This is a genomic window from Flavobacterium hydatis (genome assembly GCF_000737695.1).
Lineage (GTDB): Bacteria > Bacteroidota > Bacteroidia > Flavobacteriales > Flavobacteriaceae > Flavobacterium > Flavobacterium hydatis.
Genome location: NZ_JPRM01000010.1, coordinates 82,985 through 97,092, shown reverse-complemented (window position 1 = coordinate 97,092; position 14,108 = coordinate 82,985). Strand labels below are relative to the sequence as shown.

The 14,108-nt window shown below is 33.1% G+C and carries 16 protein-coding genes and 1 tRNA gene; 10 read left to right on the top strand and 7 right to left on the bottom strand.

Going from position 1 to position 14,108, the window contains the following annotated elements; all coding sequences use genetic code 11:
* Positions 1-26: 26 nt before the first annotated feature.
* Both IW20_RS08045 and IW20_RS08040 read left to right on the top strand, forming a co-directional pair.
* A complete protein-coding gene (locus IW20_RS08045) occupies positions 27-668 on the top strand; it encodes a DUF6891 domain-containing protein (protein ID WP_035620703.1) in 642 nt (213 codons plus the stop codon).
* Between the two features lie 326 nt (positions 669-994).
* Entirely contained in the window at positions 995-1,207 is a 213-nt protein-coding gene (locus tag IW20_RS08040) for a hypothetical protein (RefSeq protein WP_035620701.1), read from the top strand.
* A 97-nt stretch (positions 1,208-1,304) separates the two neighbouring features.
* Here the strand turns inward: IW20_RS08040 and IW20_RS08035 are convergent, their stop codons facing one another.
* Positions 1,305-1,757 (bottom strand): DUF4442 domain-containing protein, encoded by a 453-nt coding sequence (locus IW20_RS08035; RefSeq protein WP_035620700.1) that lies wholly within the window; start codon positions 1,755-1,757, stop codon positions 1,305-1,307.
* 231 nt (positions 1,758-1,988) lie between these two features.
* Between IW20_RS08035 and IW20_RS08030 the strand changes: the two genes are divergently transcribed.
* The 5 genes from IW20_RS08030 to IW20_RS08010 all read left to right on the top strand — a co-directional run bounded on the left by IW20_RS08030 (position 1,989) and on the right by IW20_RS08010 (position 6,416).
* Positions 1,989-2,468, top strand: coding sequence for a DUF4870 domain-containing protein (locus IW20_RS08030; protein ID WP_117614467.1), 480 nt, complete (start codon positions 1,989-1,991; stop codon positions 2,466-2,468).
* Positions 2,469-2,693: 225 nt separating this feature from the next.
* Positions 2,694-3,026, top strand: coding sequence for a PadR family transcriptional regulator (locus tag IW20_RS08025; protein WP_035620699.1), 333 nt, complete (start codon positions 2,694-2,696; stop codon positions 3,024-3,026).
* 2 nt (positions 3,027-3,028) lie between these two features.
* Complete coding sequence (locus IW20_RS08020; protein ID WP_035620697.1) at positions 3,029-4,759, top strand: PspC domain-containing protein; 1,731 nt, start codon at positions 3,029-3,031, stop codon at positions 4,757-4,759.
* Between the two features lie 2 nt (positions 4,760-4,761).
* A complete protein-coding gene (locus IW20_RS08015; protein ID WP_035620695.1) occupies positions 4,762-5,502 on the top strand; it encodes a head GIN domain-containing protein in 741 nt (246 codons plus the stop codon).
* A gap of 80 nt (positions 5,503-5,582) precedes the next feature.
* Positions 5,583-6,416, top strand: coding sequence for a GIN domain-containing protein (locus tag IW20_RS08010; RefSeq protein ID WP_035620693.1), 834 nt, complete (start codon positions 5,583-5,585; stop codon positions 6,414-6,416).
* A 249-nt stretch (positions 6,417-6,665) separates the two neighbouring features.
* Here the strand turns inward: IW20_RS08010 and trxB are convergent, their stop codons facing one another.
* Positions 6,666-7,613, bottom strand: coding sequence for a thioredoxin-disulfide reductase (gene trxB / locus IW20_RS08005; protein WP_035620691.1), 948 nt, complete (start codon positions 7,611-7,613; stop codon positions 6,666-6,668).
* Positions 7,614-7,764: 151 nt separating this feature from the next.
* Here trxB and IW20_RS08000 point away from each other — a divergent pair.
* The 3 genes from IW20_RS08000 to IW20_RS07990 all read left to right on the top strand — a co-directional run bounded on the left by IW20_RS08000 (position 7,765) and on the right by IW20_RS07990 (position 9,863).
* Positions 7,765-7,839, top strand: a tRNA-Pro gene (locus IW20_RS08000).
* A 297-nt stretch (positions 7,840-8,136) separates the two neighbouring features.
* Positions 8,137-9,372, top strand: a complete 1,236-nt coding sequence (locus IW20_RS07995; protein ID WP_035620690.1) for a site-specific integrase — start codon at positions 8,137-8,139, stop codon at positions 9,370-9,372.
* Positions 9,373-9,584: 212 nt separating this feature from the next.
* Positions 9,585-9,863, top strand: coding sequence for a helix-turn-helix domain-containing protein (locus tag IW20_RS07990; RefSeq protein ID WP_035620843.1), 279 nt, complete (start codon positions 9,585-9,587; stop codon positions 9,861-9,863).
* Positions 9,864-9,923: 60 nt separating this feature from the next.
* On the opposite strand, the gene IW20_RS07985 is transcribed toward IW20_RS07990, so the two are convergent.
* From IW20_RS07985 to IW20_RS07965, 5 genes are read right to left on the bottom strand one after another with little or no spacing between them, the layout of a single operon-like run.
* Positions 9,924-10,397, bottom strand: coding sequence for a hypothetical protein (locus IW20_RS07985; RefSeq protein ID WP_035620688.1), 474 nt, complete (start codon positions 10,395-10,397; stop codon positions 9,924-9,926).
* 5 nt (positions 10,398-10,402) lie between these two features.
* On the bottom strand, positions 10,403-11,485 hold the full coding sequence (locus IW20_RS07980; RefSeq protein ID WP_035620687.1) for an RHS repeat-associated core domain-containing protein: 1,083 nt from the start codon (positions 11,483-11,485) through the stop codon (positions 10,403-10,405).
* Positions 11,486-11,539: 54 nt separating this feature from the next.
* Positions 11,540-12,082, bottom strand: a complete 543-nt coding sequence (locus tag IW20_RS07975) for a hypothetical protein (protein ID WP_035620686.1) — start codon at positions 12,080-12,082, stop codon at positions 11,540-11,542.
* Positions 12,024-13,058: a JAB-like toxin 1 domain-containing protein gene (locus tag IW20_RS07970; protein ID WP_035620684.1), complete on the bottom strand. Its 1,035-nt coding sequence runs from the start codon at positions 13,056-13,058 to the stop codon at positions 12,024-12,026. Before IW20_RS07970 ends, IW20_RS07975 begins: the two co-directional genes overlap by 59 nt.
* 5 nt (positions 13,059-13,063) lie before the next feature.
* Positions 13,064-14,107: a hypothetical protein gene (locus IW20_RS07965; RefSeq protein ID WP_035620682.1), complete on the bottom strand. Its 1,044-nt coding sequence runs from the start codon at positions 14,105-14,107 to the stop codon at positions 13,064-13,066.
* Position 14,108 lies beyond the last annotated feature (1 nt).

Here is a 14,108-nt window from a genome sequence, read left to right as displayed (position 1 = left end):
TCTCTCAACAAATAAATTTAAAAATAATGACCGAAGATCAAGAATACATATACGATTCATTAGTGAACCAAATAAAAATGGGATTTTTTCCTGTTGATGAAATTAAAGATATCACTTGGGAACAAGTAGAAGATGAAGGGATGGAAGATGATATCTCTGAAAAATGGGTTAATAAAACTATTGATACCGAATTTAAGAAACACCAAGAAGCAAGCAAAAATTGGAAATCGCCAACTGATACCGAAAGACTCATAAAAGCTTTTAATGAATTGAGCCAATCAAATATTATTGCGCTTCATAATGCAGGTTACACTACTAGCGAAGGTGAATATGAAGTTGTTGAGGTAGAAATAGAATTAAGAAAACAAAATGTACAATCGGATGGGTATTGTTTTTACCACCAACAGGATTTAGAAAGAGCTATAGATCCTGAAAGCAGAAACTTAATGATTGCTTTTCAGAAAATCGACAATTCAGATGATTCGGTTACTATAGAGGTAGGTAAAAAAGTAGCCGAAAAACTAAAAGATAATGGCTTCGAAATAATTTGGGACGGAACTGCTCTTACCAAAATAGAGATTCCGAATTTTGATTGGCAAAAAGTTTATAGTGAATCCGATGAGGATTTGCTAAATCATAATAGAGTGTTGCCGTTTATGGTAAAATAACTCTATTAGAAACTCCTTAATCTTTGTCAAAGTTTTGAACTTTGACAAAGATACACGCGTATAATCTTAGTCGAGCTCCTAGCGGAGATTCTTCGTTCCTCAGAAAGACAAGATTGGGGTTACTTTATGCGTAAACCTATATTATGTAGACGCACTGCGGTGCGTCTCTACAGGAAACCTTTGAACCTTAACTAAGAACCTTCCTTTTTTTACAAAAACATTAACATTACTCTTATTCTTACAAAGAGTAATTCATATTATATTTGATTCATCTTTTTAGAACTATCTAAAAATGAAATCATCAACATTCAAAAAAACTAAACAAAATGACAAAAGTAATCACTGTTCTAACCATTGCCTTATTCTCAATTGGTGTAAGTGCTCAAGAAGCTAAACCAACTGCTAAAAAAGAAACTACTTCGAAAACAATGAGCAAAGCTGATATTGAAAAATGTAAAGCTAAATGCAAAGCCGAAGGAAAAAAATGCGATAAAGACATGGCTGGTAAAGATGCCAAAAAATGTTGCGCTAAGAAATAATACTTCTTTGTATTCCATAAAAAAATGCCTCAAGAAATTGAGGCATTTTTTTATGTTTGTTCATTACAAAGAATGAAGTAGTCTTTCTTGAATATGTCTATTTTACGCGTACGCTCCATTCAAAATCCATTTCGGATACTTGAATTCCTTTTTCATCGGTTCCTATCGATTTCATCCAGAAGGTTTGCCCCTCGCCTGTTTCGATTGTTCGTTGTATCGCTTCGGCTATTAAATGACCATCGTTACATACAAATGTAATACGCCCAGTTGCTTTCTTGGTAAAGTTTCCTTTATTATTAGCCACAAGCATAGAAATCTTGCGTCCGCTTTTCTGGATTCCGGATATTACCAATGCTCCTGTTGTAAGTTCGGCTGCCATAGCTTGTACTGCAAAGTACATTGAATTGAAAGGATTCTGGTTTATCCAACGGTGTTTTACCGTTACGACACATTTATTATCGTCGATTTCTTTTACTCGTACTCCACAAATGAAGGCCGATGGTAATTTGAATAATACAAATTTATTGAGTTTAGAAACTGAAAGTGCCATACCGTTTTGTTTTTTATGTAAAAATACAAAAAAACTATGCACGCACAATAAATTGTTATTACTTTCCTAAAACCTCAACAAATACAATACTTACCACTGATTTCCAGCACCTTTTTTGTAGAAATAAAATTTCAACTTTGTTAAAATTTTGTTAATAATTAGTACTATGCAAAACAAGATACTGTCTTTTAGCCATATATTTGTATAAGAAATTACTATATACTTTTAATCATGGAAAAATCAACACCACTAATCATGGAAACATCATCAGAAAGAAACTTCGCAACGTTTACTCATTTGAGTACATTAACTCAATATTTCATTCCGTTTGGGAATTATATTTTCCCAATACTATTATGGTCGAGTAAAAAAGACAAATCAGAATTTGTGGATCATCATGGTAAACAAGCTTTAAATTTTCAGTTAAGTTTATTGTTATACACTTTGATTCTTGCCTTAATTGCTATTCCAATTTTTGTTTTTGTAATCTTCAAGAACATTCCGATGGATGTAATTATTAATGACAATGATTTTACAATGAATAATTTTAATCTTAGCGACAATATCGGAATCTTAAGTATTGGAGTTTTAGCAATCTTAATTTTTGGAATGCTTAAAGTAGTTGAGTTCTTCTTGGTTATTTATGCTTCGATAAAAGCTTCGAACGGTGAATTATACAAATACCCGCTTACGATTCCTTTTATTAAATAATACTTATCCTTCGACTCCGCTCAGGATGACAAGATAAAAAGTTAAAAGTTATATACAATATATGAGCCTAGCCCTGATAGAAGCGGCATCCTTTTTCTGGCTCTTTTTGCCAGAAAAAGATATAGCGGAGAGCAGGAAATAGCTTCAAAAAAAAATCATCAATCAATCACAATCAATCATCGATCAAAAAACGAAACGTCAATCTAAACAAAACAAAATGAAATTATGAACATTGAAAACACAAAAGCACAGATGCGCAAAGGTGTTCTTGAGTTTTGTATCTTATCTGTACTGAAAGAAAAAGATGCTTATACATCGGAAATATTAGACACTTTGAAAAACGCAAAATTACTGGTTGTAGAAGGAACTATTTATCCATTATTAACCAGATTAAAAAACGACGGTTTACTTAATTATCGCTGGGAAGAATCGACTTCTGGACCACCACGAAAATATTATGGATTAACTGAAATAGGTCAAACATTTTTAAACGAACTAAATGGCACCTGGAATGAACTTTCGGAAGCTGTAACACTAATCACCAATCAAAAACAATAGTCATGAACAAAACTGTAAATATTAACTTAGGAGGCATGTTCTTTCATATAGATGAAGATGCATACTTGAAACTGACGCGCTATTTTGACGCTATAAAACGTTCTTTGGGTAACTCTTCTGGTAAGGATGAAATCATTAAAGACATTGAAATGCGTGTATCGGAATTATTAACCGAGAAACAAAAAAGTGAAAAACATGTTGTGGGATTAAAAGATGTAGATGAGGTTATTGCTGTAATGGGACAACCAGAGGACTACATTATCGAGGAAGAAGCTAATGCATCTCATCAATCATTTAGCGATTCTGGAACTCGTAGATCTAAAAAATTATACCGTGATAAAGAAAAAGGTATGATTGGTGGTGTAGCAACTGGTTTAGGTCACTATTTTGGAATAGATTCTGTTTGGTTAAAAATCATGTTTTTGATATTTGTTTTTGCTGGATTTGGAACTGGAATACTTGCTTATATCGTATTATGGATTGTAACTCCCGAAGCTGTAACAACTTCGGAAAAACTAGAAATGACTGGGGAACCGGTTACGATTTCGAATATCGAAAAAAAGGTACGTGAGGAAATTGATTCTCTTTCGGAAAAATTTAAAAATGCAGATTATGACAAAATGGGAAACCAGGTAAAATCTGGCGCTGAGAAAATAGGAAATGGTTTTAGTGATTTTATCATGACTGTTTTTAAAATCTTTGCTAAGTTTTTAGGAATTATTTTAATCATGTCTGGTATCACTACTCTGATCTTATTACTTATTGGGGTTTTTACTCTGGGAACAAACATATTTATTGACTTTCCTTGGCAAAACTTTATAGACGCTGGAAACTTTACTGATTATCCTATATGGATGTTTGGTTTATTAATGTTCTTTGCTGTTGGAATTCCGTTCTTTTTCTTAACGCTTTTAGGTTTTAAATTATTAGCGCCAAACATGAAATCTATTGGTAATATTGCTAAATATACACTTCTTGCAGTTTGGATTATTGCAATGGCATTAGCAATAAGTGTTGGGATAAAACAAGCAACTGAGATTTCTTATGAAAACAAAACGGTACAAAAACAACCTATAAACATTAAAACAACGGATACTCTTTTTGTAAAGTTTAAATACAATGATTATTACTCAAAAGATCTTGATCATCACAGAGATTTTGAATTTGTACAGGATTCGGCAAACCAACAATTAATTTATTCTACAAATGTTAGCTTTCATGTATTGCATACGGATGAAAAAACAGCTTACATACAAATAGAAAAACAAGCAAGAGGTAAATCGTTTATCGATGCTAAGGAAAGAGCTGAAAAAATAAACTATAAATTCGAAATTAAAGGGAATCAACTATTACTTGACAATTATCTTCTTACTGATGTTAAAAACAAATTTAGAGACCAAGAAGTAAAAATATATTTATACTTACCAGAAGGTCAATTACTAAAACCAGATGCTTCGGTAGAAGATTATGATGAGTCTGATGACAATTTCTTTAATTTGCATTTTAGTTCTGATAATTACATTTATAAAGTAGGAAGTTCTAAAGTTAAATGTTTGAACTGCCCGATATCTGAAAATGAATTTGACGATGTTGAAAATGATGAAGATAATGATCCTAACGATACTATAAATGAAGTATCGGTTAAAATAAATGGTAAAGAAGTCTTGAACGGAAAGAAAACTTCAGGACACTTAACTACAGATAAAAACGGAGTTATAATTAAAATTAATTAGTCATGATCAAGATAATTATGTGGATTACCAAGTTTATAGTTGTTGCCTTAACAGCTTTGTTATTTGCTTCTTGTAACTACTCGGGTAATTTTAAATCGATAGTAGGAAGCGGAAAAGTTATTACTGAAAAAAGAAATGTTCAGGGAGAGTTTACAAATGTATCTGTTAGCAATGCTATAGATCTTGTAATTGAACAATCGGACAAAACCGAAATTACTGTAGAAGCCGATGATAATTTGATAAACGGAATCACCACAAGAGTGGAAGGAAATACTTTGGTAATAAAATCTGACTACAACTCTTTTAAAAACATAAAATCTAAAAGGGTAATTGTAAAAATGCCAATCATTGATAAGATAAAAGCTTCGAGTGCATCAACTGTAAAAAGTCAGAATATTTTAAGAGGTGAAGATATTAGCCTGGATGCATCGAGCTCTGCAAACATGAGTCTAAACATAGAGTCGGACGCTATAACTTGCGAAACAAGTAGTGGTAGCTCCATCTCTATAGAAGGAAAAGCATTAAAACTAAATGTATCTGCATCTAGCGGAAGCGATATTAGTGCTAAAAAATTATTAGCAAACGAGATTGAAGCTCAATCTTCTAGTGGAGCTACTGTATATGTACATCCAATAGTAAGTTTGAAAGCTGATGCGAGCAGTGGAGGTAACATTAATTACAATTCTGTACCAAAATCTATCGAGAAAAAATCTAGTTCTGGCGGAAGCATTGATCAAGACTAATACTTAAATAGTACTTAAAATTATATTAATCATCCACCCAAAGTGGATGATTTTTTTATATTTGTAAAAAACAAAATTTAATGAAAAATTACACACTAGCGCTCCTGCTTTTAGTTGTTACTACAACAACATTTGCACAAAAAAAGGAAAAGATAAAAGGTTCTAAAACAGTTACTATAGCAACCAAAGAAGTAGGTGAATTTAATAGTCTTGAAGTTAATGACAATCTTGAAGTTTACTTAGAACGTGGACAAAAAAATGAAATAAAAATCGAAGCCGATGATAATCTTCATGAAATTATTGGCATGGATTTAAACGGGCAATTGCTTCGTCTTTACACCTCTAAGGATGCGACTATTTTTAAAAAGCTAATCGTAAGAGTAACCTATACTAAAGATTTAATTAAAGTTACTGCAAAAAATGCAACTGTCGTAAATGCTATTCAGGAAATTCAGCTTGAGGATATTACTTTTAACTCTGTGGATTACTCGAAGTTATTTCTGAATGTAAATTCTAAGAAATTTGCTTTGATAGCTGATGATAAATCGAAAACAGAACTGAATTTAAAATCAGAAAGTGGAAGTGTGCAATTAAGTAAAAATGCTGGTTTAAAAGCATTGGTTGTTGCAACAGATTTTAAATGCGATTTATATCAAAAAGCAAATGCAGCTATCGAAGGTTCTGCTACTAATGCAACTTTTAGGCTAGATAACAACTCTGTACTAACAGGAAATAAATTTACTGTAAAGAACGCTAATCTTACTGCCGAAGGTTATAGTACTTCTAGCTTACTTGCCGAAACTACCATTGTTATTGCTGCGGGTGACAAAGCCGAAGTTCAGCTTTTAGGAACACCTAAAGTTGAAATTACCCGTTTTTCTGAAGAAGCAAAACTGATTAAAAGATTGAAGTAAATAAATGCTATAATCAATTTGCTAAATTAAGCAGAGTAGAAACTTCAATCAATAATTGTATAAAAGTAAAAAGTTCCATTCGCCTCGGCGAATGGAACTTTTTTTATGAGTTCTAAAGAACTAAGTAATAATCACATTATAATGTCGTATTTTAAAATTAGACAAAACAAACAATACATTGATTTTCTGTAACTAAAACCAATATTCGTCCTTTTGACTTTACGACTTTAAAACTTTCGACTTACTTAATTAGTCTTTTGATGCCAAATATCTTTCAGCATCCAGAGCAGCCATACATCCTGTACCTGCAGCAGTAATTGCCTGACGGTATACGTGATCTGCAGCATCTCCAGCTACAAAAACTCCTGGTACATTTGTATATGATGTTCCTGGTGTATTAATGATATATCCTGTTTCGTCTAGTGTTAAATAGTCTTTAAAGATATCTGTGTTTGGTTTATGACCAATGGCAACGAAGAATCCTGTTGCTGGAATGTCAAAAATTTCACCAGTAGTTTTGTTTTTAGCTTTTACAGCAGTAACTACTTGCTCGTCTCCAACTACCTCTACAGTATCGTGGTTCATTAAAATCTCGATATTTTCGGTTTTACGAACACGATCTTCCATAATTTTTGAAGCTCTAAATTTTTCGCTTCTTACCAACATCGTTACTTTTTTACAAAGTTTAGATAAGTAATGTGCTTCTTCGCAAGCTGAATCTCCAGCTCCTACGATTACAACTTCTTGGTTTCTGTAAAAGAATCCGTCGCAAACAGCGCAAGCAGAAACTCCACCTCCCATTTTTAAATAATGTTGCTCAGATGGTAATCCAAGATATTTAGCAGATGCTCCGGTAGAAATAATTACCGTTTCGCAATGTAATTCGATAGTATCGTTAATCCAAACTTTATGGATATCTCCAGAAAAGTCAACTTTAGTAGCCCAACCATCTCGTATATCTGCACCAAAACGTTGTGCTTGGTTTTGTAATTGTATCATCATTTCTGGCCCAGTAACTCCATCAACATAACCAGGGAAATTTTCAACTTCGTTTGTAGTTGTTAATTGTCCTCCAGGTTGCATTCCTTGATATAAAACTGGATTCATATTAGCTCTGGCAGCATAAATAGCGGCAGTATAACCTGCTGGTCCAGAACCTATAATTAGGCATTTAATTTTTTCGATTGTATCTGACATATTTTTAATTTTACTGAGATGCAAATGTAATCTATATTATAAAAATTAGAGCCTTAAATAAATCCTAATTAACTATATAGAAATAAATTTTATTTATTTTTCAAAAAATGTTTTGACAACTGAAATAAATGTCTATCTTTGCAGCCGCTTACGGGGTGTAGCGTAGCCCGGTTATCGCGCCTGCTTTGGGAGCAGGAGGCCGCAGGTTCGAATCCTGCCACCCCGACACTAACGCCTTTCAAAGGCCGTCAAAACCCCTTAAATCATTCGATTTAAGGGGTTTTTCTATTTATTCAACTCCAAAATGTTCAAATTATATCAAAGAAAATGGGACCTATTCGGCTACCCCTTTTCTTTTTTTAACTTTAGGTCCCAAAAATCATTTTAACACTTTCGTTTTCAGTCTGTTGTACTCAAATTTTAACATTTTATGCTTCTCTGAGTATGCCAGTTTTCAGCAGAAATCCAGCTTTCTTGGGACCCATTTAATGTGCAAATGTCCTGAACATTAAATTTTTGAGATATGAAAACAGCTACTACAACATTTGGGGTGCTCTTTTATTTAAAGACACAAAAAACCTCCATGCAAGGCAAGGCGCCAATATGCGCCAGGGTTACTGTAAATGGAAAACGCACTGAGATTTCCGTAAAGCGTTCTGTGAACGCAAATGAATGGGATGAAAGAAAAGGTATGGCAAAGGGAAGCCGTAAAGAAACAGTTGAACTCAACATGTACCTTAATCAGTTTAAGGCAAAGATCATAAATACGTATCAGCAGATGGTACTGAGTGATGATGCGATAGACGGTCCAGCAATCCGTGACAAGGTATTGGGCACTGACCATCTATTACCTACATTGGTATCATTGATAGAATATCATAATGAACAACAGGAAATTAAATTGGCTCCCGGCACCATGAAAAACTACTATACAACACAGAGGTATATAGAAAAATTTCTCAGGGAGAAATATTACAGGAATGATATTATCCTTTCACAACTTACTTATAAATTTATTCTGGACTTTGAACGCTACCTTTTTAATTATGTTCCCAAGGACCACCAAAAGCCGCTTAACAATAACGGAATCATGAAGCATATTGAAAGGCTGCGCAAAATGATAAATATGGCTGTTAAGTTGGATTGGTTGTCCAAAGATCCCTTCGCTAGTTTCAAGAAGCATTTTGATAAAGTGGAACGGGAGTCATTAAACAGCAAAGAGCTAATAGCATTAGCAAATAAAGAGTTTACTATTGAGCGGCTAAGGCATGTTCGGGATATGTTTTTATATAGCTGCTACACTGGTCTTTCCTATATTGAACTCGCTGAACTTACCCCGAACAATATTATCACAGGTATAGACGGAGGACTGTGGATATCTACAAGCAGGGCAAAAACAGATACAGGTGTGCGTGTACCACTGCTGCCACAGGCAATAGAATTGATGGAGAAGTATAGAGATGATCCGAGGGCTCTGAATAACGGTACAGTCTTCCCTGTAATTTCAAATCAGCGAATGAATGGTTACCTGAAAGAGGTCGCTGACATTTGTGGGATAACCAAGACGTTGACATTTCATATAGCACGTCATACTTTTGCAACTACTGTTACATTGAGCAATGGTGTACCAATTGAAAGCGTCTCAAAAATGCTTGGCCATACCAGTATTCGAACTACTCAGATATATGCAAAGGTTGTAGAGTCTAAACTTAGTGAAGATATGCATAATCTTAAACTACGAATGTCTACTGGTATGTAAGACAATCAAAAAATAGAAATTTAAAAGGTGGTCGATATCGACCACCTTTTGTGTATAATATAACAAATGCATTTTGGTGGTAAAGAAGTGCCATCATCAGCCAAACATGGACAGTATCACTCCTTTTGTTCAGTCATTACTTTATTTTGCAAATGGTTTGTAAAAGCTGCCAAAATCTAAGTTAGATATTGTTTAATGTAAAAGTAAGAATTATGAATGTAGATCTTATTACCAAGGATGACCTTGATAAATTTAAAAAAGAACTTTTAGAAGAAATTCGAAGATACCAGCAATATCCTCGCAAACCAGGTCAGGAAACGCGGGTATGGCTCAAAAGTTACGAAGTTCGTAAACTTCTAAATATTTCCGCTGGAACCTTGCAAAACCTACGGATAAATGGCACCCTTCCTTATAATAAAATAGGTGGACTTATGTACTATCGCTATGAGGATATTCAAAAACTGATGGATGGGGTTAGTAATGTTTCGTGAGCATCCGCAGTATATATTTACTAACAAGAAAACATAACTATTTAGATAATTCACTTCGCATTATTTTTTTCTAACCCTCAAAAATGTTGAATTAGGACTTGAAAGTTCAAAAGTATAGTTTTTAGTTGAAGATAAAGGTTCGAACTTTTTCTTGTATTTTTTGCTATTCAGATCGTAGATTCTAAGTATATTATAAAGATCCTGTAACCATGCTTTCTGATATTCTATCTCAAAATCGTAATAAGTAGATTTACCATCTAAATAAACTGTGCTATTGTATTTTAAATAAATAGTCTTTGTCGCGGGAGACACTATTTTTTCATAATCTGACTTACTTAATGATAAGGTACCAGGATAATATAGCGCTGACAAATTTTCTGTTGATGTGTCTGTGGTGATTATAAAAGTAAGTTTTGATTGCGTGCTTATGATTTCGTCATCTACAACTAAAATAAAACTTAGATTCTTTATTTCCTGTGCTACAAGGTTTTTTGAGCTCAGGAGCAAAAAACAGATTATTATTATCTTCTTCATTCTTATTAATTTTGTGGAGTTAATATTCTTTCAATTGCTCTTTTTTCTAATGTAACCCTTGGAGTAGAGTCGCTATTATAGATAACAGCTCCGTTAGTTCTACTTGGAATGTTTAATGTTCCGTTAGGGTTTGAAGTAACATTTGAAATTGTTCCAATTGGACCAACTATTATATTAGTATTATATTGTTGAAAAGTTGGACCATCTGAGCCAACCCCTGTTGACGGAACGCTAGCAGATTGAGGAAAAACTTGATTGCCTACTTGAGCTACAGTTGTTGGGTGAGAGTGTATTGTAGATGCAACATCTGCAGGGGTTGTACCTGCAGGTAAAGCGGGTAAACTTGAAGGAGCAATTTGCACACCATTTACTACTGTTGGCATAGGACCAGTTTGCCCTTGAACGACCGCTCCTGTATTCATAACTAATGAAGATTCTTCTCTTTGCCCCCCATTGGCAACTGTTCGGCTCAATACATTTAGACTTTCTTGTAATACTGCATCACTTGGTAACGTAACACCGGAATTCACAGTACTTAAATCTACATTTCCTTGTGTTCGTGAAATTTGTCGAGCTTCTCTATTATCAGTAACTACCATCTTAACTCCGTTATTAACACCGTCTGTACCAATCTTTCTGCCAGAAAGGTTAAATAAATCTGTCAAGGGGCCTCTTCCGTCAGGGTCAACAAACTTTACAGGATTATCAAAACACATGTTATAGGGAGACCATTCGGTGTATTCTTCACTTAGTGGATCGATAGACATCCAACGTCCTGGAGTATCTCCAATTGGCTGAGCATCAATATTCAATGAATCAATTCTAATTCTGCCTACGATTTCTCCTTTATCAACATGCCAACGCATTGTGCCTATAGTCACTATACTATCTAAATCGTGCACCTCAAGATATTTTCCTTTGCTCAATGTTGCAACAGGTGCTGTACTGCCATATTTCGAAAAAGGGTTTCCTGCCTGAATATTTTTTTCTCTTCTGACTTTTTCTTCTTTCGAAAGCTTTTCTTTTTTCTGTGCAGAAACAGTTCCGATTGTGAATAAAAGAAAAATTAAAAAATAGTAGTTCTTCATAAAATTATTTTTGTTAAAAGCTGTCTTTATATATACACCTTGTTCATCCTTCTATTAATCATTTAACTCAATAAGATTGTTATTAAGTATTTGGTATGTGATAAAATTGATATGTAAAGGAAGTGGTGGATGATTTTTATCAACTTTATATGAAGTTTTTAAAACACTTTCCATCCTTACATTATTTCTAGTAAATAAAAAATCATCAATATCACCAAAAAGAAATATTATTTTATTAGAGTTGTTAATATACCCTTTTAAAATTTTAGTACTATCGTGTGCTAGGATTTTAGAATCAAGATAACTTAATTGTGTTGCTGAAACAGTATAATCATTTGTTTTAATCTTTTTAAAATCCAAATAAATACAATCAGATTTATTACTAAATAAATTCTTGCGTAACTCTAGTTTATCTAACAACTTAAAAACAATATCATTTTTTATATTATGTGTTGAAGGTAGTGCTTTTAAATCCTCATACTTTAGCTCTTGTGATCTACAACTTATAAAAAAGAAAATAAATAAGAACGGCAACAGTTTACTTTTTGATAATACCTTTACTGTTGTATGGAATATATTTTTTTGTGGTAGTTTCATATACTTTAAAATTTACATTTTTTGATTTATAATATTGCTCTGTCCATCTTGCCAAAGCATCGTCTCCTTTTCCATATGTTGCTGAATTCTTATTGAAACCAGAAGGCCCAACGTAACCTGGATAACTTCCGGCGGGGTGACTATGTGTATGTGCAATTGATGTTGCTGAGCCCTGAAGTAAACTTTTATAGAGAATATCAGCACTTCCAGCCTCTCTGGTAGTATTATGTTCTGTTGAAATAAAACTTTTGCTATTTACGTCAACTTTTCCCCATTCAACATTTGTATTAACCGCTAAAAATTCAAATAAATTTTTCGATTGAGAATTATTATCCGTTTTCATAAAATCATAAGCAATACCACTTGCATCAGTTCCTTCTTTAACATTTCCTAATACTCCTTTTTTTACTTCAACACTATCACTATTATCTACTTCACCACTATTGTTAACATCTTTTTTCGCTCCTGAATCATCAACTGCAAAAAGTCTATCTACTTTTTCATCAGTTTTTTTAATTAGTTCGATATTACCATCAGCATCAACACCATAATCATCTTCTAATAATCCTGTTGGATCATTATAAAATATAGGATTATTAAGTCCATATCTATACGGTGTCCAGTCGGGGTATTCTTCACTCAGTGGATCAGGTGACATCCATCTACCTGCAGTATCACCAATGGGCTGTGCATCAATATTTAATGTATCAACACTGATTCTGCCTACAATTTCTTTTTTATCAACGTGCCAACGCATTGTACCAATCGTTACAATACTATCAAGGTCTTGAACTTCTAAATATTTCCCATTACTCAAGGTCGCGACTGGTGCTTTGCTGCCAAATTTTATAAAAGGATTTCCTGCTTGAATATTTTTTTCTCTTCTGGCTTTTTCTTCTTTAGAAAGTTTTTCTTTTTTCTGAGCACATATTCCGATTGTGAACAAAAAAATACCTAAGAAATAGTACTTCTTCATAAGTATTAATTTTTATTAAAGATATTCATTTTTTTATTTTCATATTTACTGCGTTCTTCTTTTAAAGATACCAGCCAGTTGAGGTACATTTCTTCCGGCATGTTTCTATACCCAATTTGATGAATATGTGCATATTCTTTTTCTAAATCTTTAAATTCAAGATCATGTTTTACTTTGTCTTGTATTTTCTCAATTTGTTTGTAATGTGTTTCTGCTCTTAAAATCAATGCAGTGGCAAAATTGGGATAAGCTTTTATTGCTGTTTCACAACATTTTAAAATAAAAGTTCCGTCATTATAGGGAAATTTAGCATTGTAATTATCTGCTAAATCAATTAAAACAAGGGCAATGCTTTCTTTGTTATTTAATGCTTTCATATATACTCCATTACTAATTGCATCTATATGTACAAAACCTGAAGCCATAATCCACGCATCAATAGGAAAAATTCCACTTGTGAGTTCAGTATTATACCAACCATCTTTTATACTTCGATGCTTGATATATATATGATTGGGTGCTAGTGCTAAATTAGCTTCGGCACCTAGTTCTTCAGCTAATATTTTGTATAAATAAGGTAAAGAATGACAATTACCTTTTCGAGTTTCTAATAGTTTAGACACGAAGAGATTTTCTCTAGTACTATGGCCAAAAACATCATTAAAATCATATCCGAAAGGCACATATTTATAAATGGTGTCATTGATATTTAATGGAATTGTGTCGTGCATTACTTCAAAAACAGAAGCCCATTTATTCACCTTTTCTTTGTCTTTTTCAATGTAAACCAAAAACCTGTCCTTGATTAATGACCTACTTAGAGTATTTAATAATTTGATTTGCTTATTTATTTTAAGTGTGTCCAGATTACCATCTAAATAAGCATTTTCAACAGAGAATACTGCTTTTTTAAAACTGTAATTACTCTCATTTTCAATCATATTATTTAGCAGAGCATAGCTGTTATCAAATAGTTTTTGCTTGTCCTGAGCAACCAAACAGAATGTTGTGAACAACAGTAAAATAAGCGTCAAGTTTTTTTTTGTCATT

What these genes read in the sequence shown, in the direction of transcription:
- IW20_RS08040 (WP_035620701.1), top strand. Translation starts at nt 995, where the DNA reads ATGACAAAAGTAATCACTGTTCTAACCATTGCCTTATTCTCAATTGGT.
- IW20_RS07970 (WP_035620684.1), bottom strand. Translation starts at nt 13,058, where the DNA reads ATGAAGAAGTACTATTTCTTAGGTATTTTTTTGTTCACAATCGGAATA.
- IW20_RS07980 (WP_035620687.1), bottom strand. Translation starts at nt 11,485, where the DNA reads ATGAAGAACTACTATTTTTTAATTTTTCTTTTATTCACAATCGGAACT.
- IW20_RS07975 (WP_035620686.1), bottom strand. Translation starts at nt 12,082, where the DNA reads ATGAAACTACCACAAAAAAATATATTCCATACAACAGTAAAGGTATTA.
- IW20_RS08035 (WP_035620700.1), bottom strand. Translation starts at nt 1,757, where the DNA reads ATGGCACTTTCAGTTTCTAAACTCAATAAATTTGTATTATTCAAATTA.
- IW20_RS08015 (WP_035620695.1), top strand. Translation starts at nt 4,762, where the DNA reads ATGATCAAGATAATTATGTGGATTACCAAGTTTATAGTTGTTGCCTTA.
- IW20_RS07995 (WP_035620690.1), top strand. Translation starts at nt 8,137, where the DNA reads ATGAAAACAGCTACTACAACATTTGGGGTGCTCTTTTATTTAAAGACA.
- trxB (WP_035620691.1), bottom strand. Translation starts at nt 7,613, where the DNA reads ATGTCAGATACAATCGAAAAAATTAAATGCCTAATTATAGGTTCTGGA.
- IW20_RS07985 (WP_035620688.1), bottom strand. Translation starts at nt 10,397, where the DNA reads ATGAAGAAGATAATAATAATCTGTTTTTTGCTCCTGAGCTCAAAAAAC.
- IW20_RS08025 (WP_035620699.1), top strand. Translation starts at nt 2,694, where the DNA reads ATGAACATTGAAAACACAAAAGCACAGATGCGCAAAGGTGTTCTTGAG.
- IW20_RS07965 (WP_035620682.1), bottom strand. Translation starts at nt 14,107, where the DNA reads ATGACAAAAAAAAACTTGACGCTTATTTTACTGTTGTTCACAACATTC.
- IW20_RS08030 (WP_117614467.1), top strand. Translation starts at nt 1,989, where the DNA reads ATGGAAAAATCAACACCACTAATCATGGAAACATCATCAGAAAGAAAC.
- IW20_RS07990 (WP_035620843.1), top strand. Translation starts at nt 9,585, where the DNA reads ATGAATGTAGATCTTATTACCAAGGATGACCTTGATAAATTTAAAAAA.
- IW20_RS08010 (WP_035620693.1), top strand. Translation starts at nt 5,583, where the DNA reads ATGAAAAATTACACACTAGCGCTCCTGCTTTTAGTTGTTACTACAACA.
- IW20_RS08045 (WP_035620703.1), top strand. Translation starts at nt 27, where the DNA reads ATGACCGAAGATCAAGAATACATATACGATTCATTAGTGAACCAAATA.
- IW20_RS08020 (WP_035620697.1), top strand. Translation starts at nt 3,029, where the DNA reads ATGAACAAAACTGTAAATATTAACTTAGGAGGCATGTTCTTTCATATA.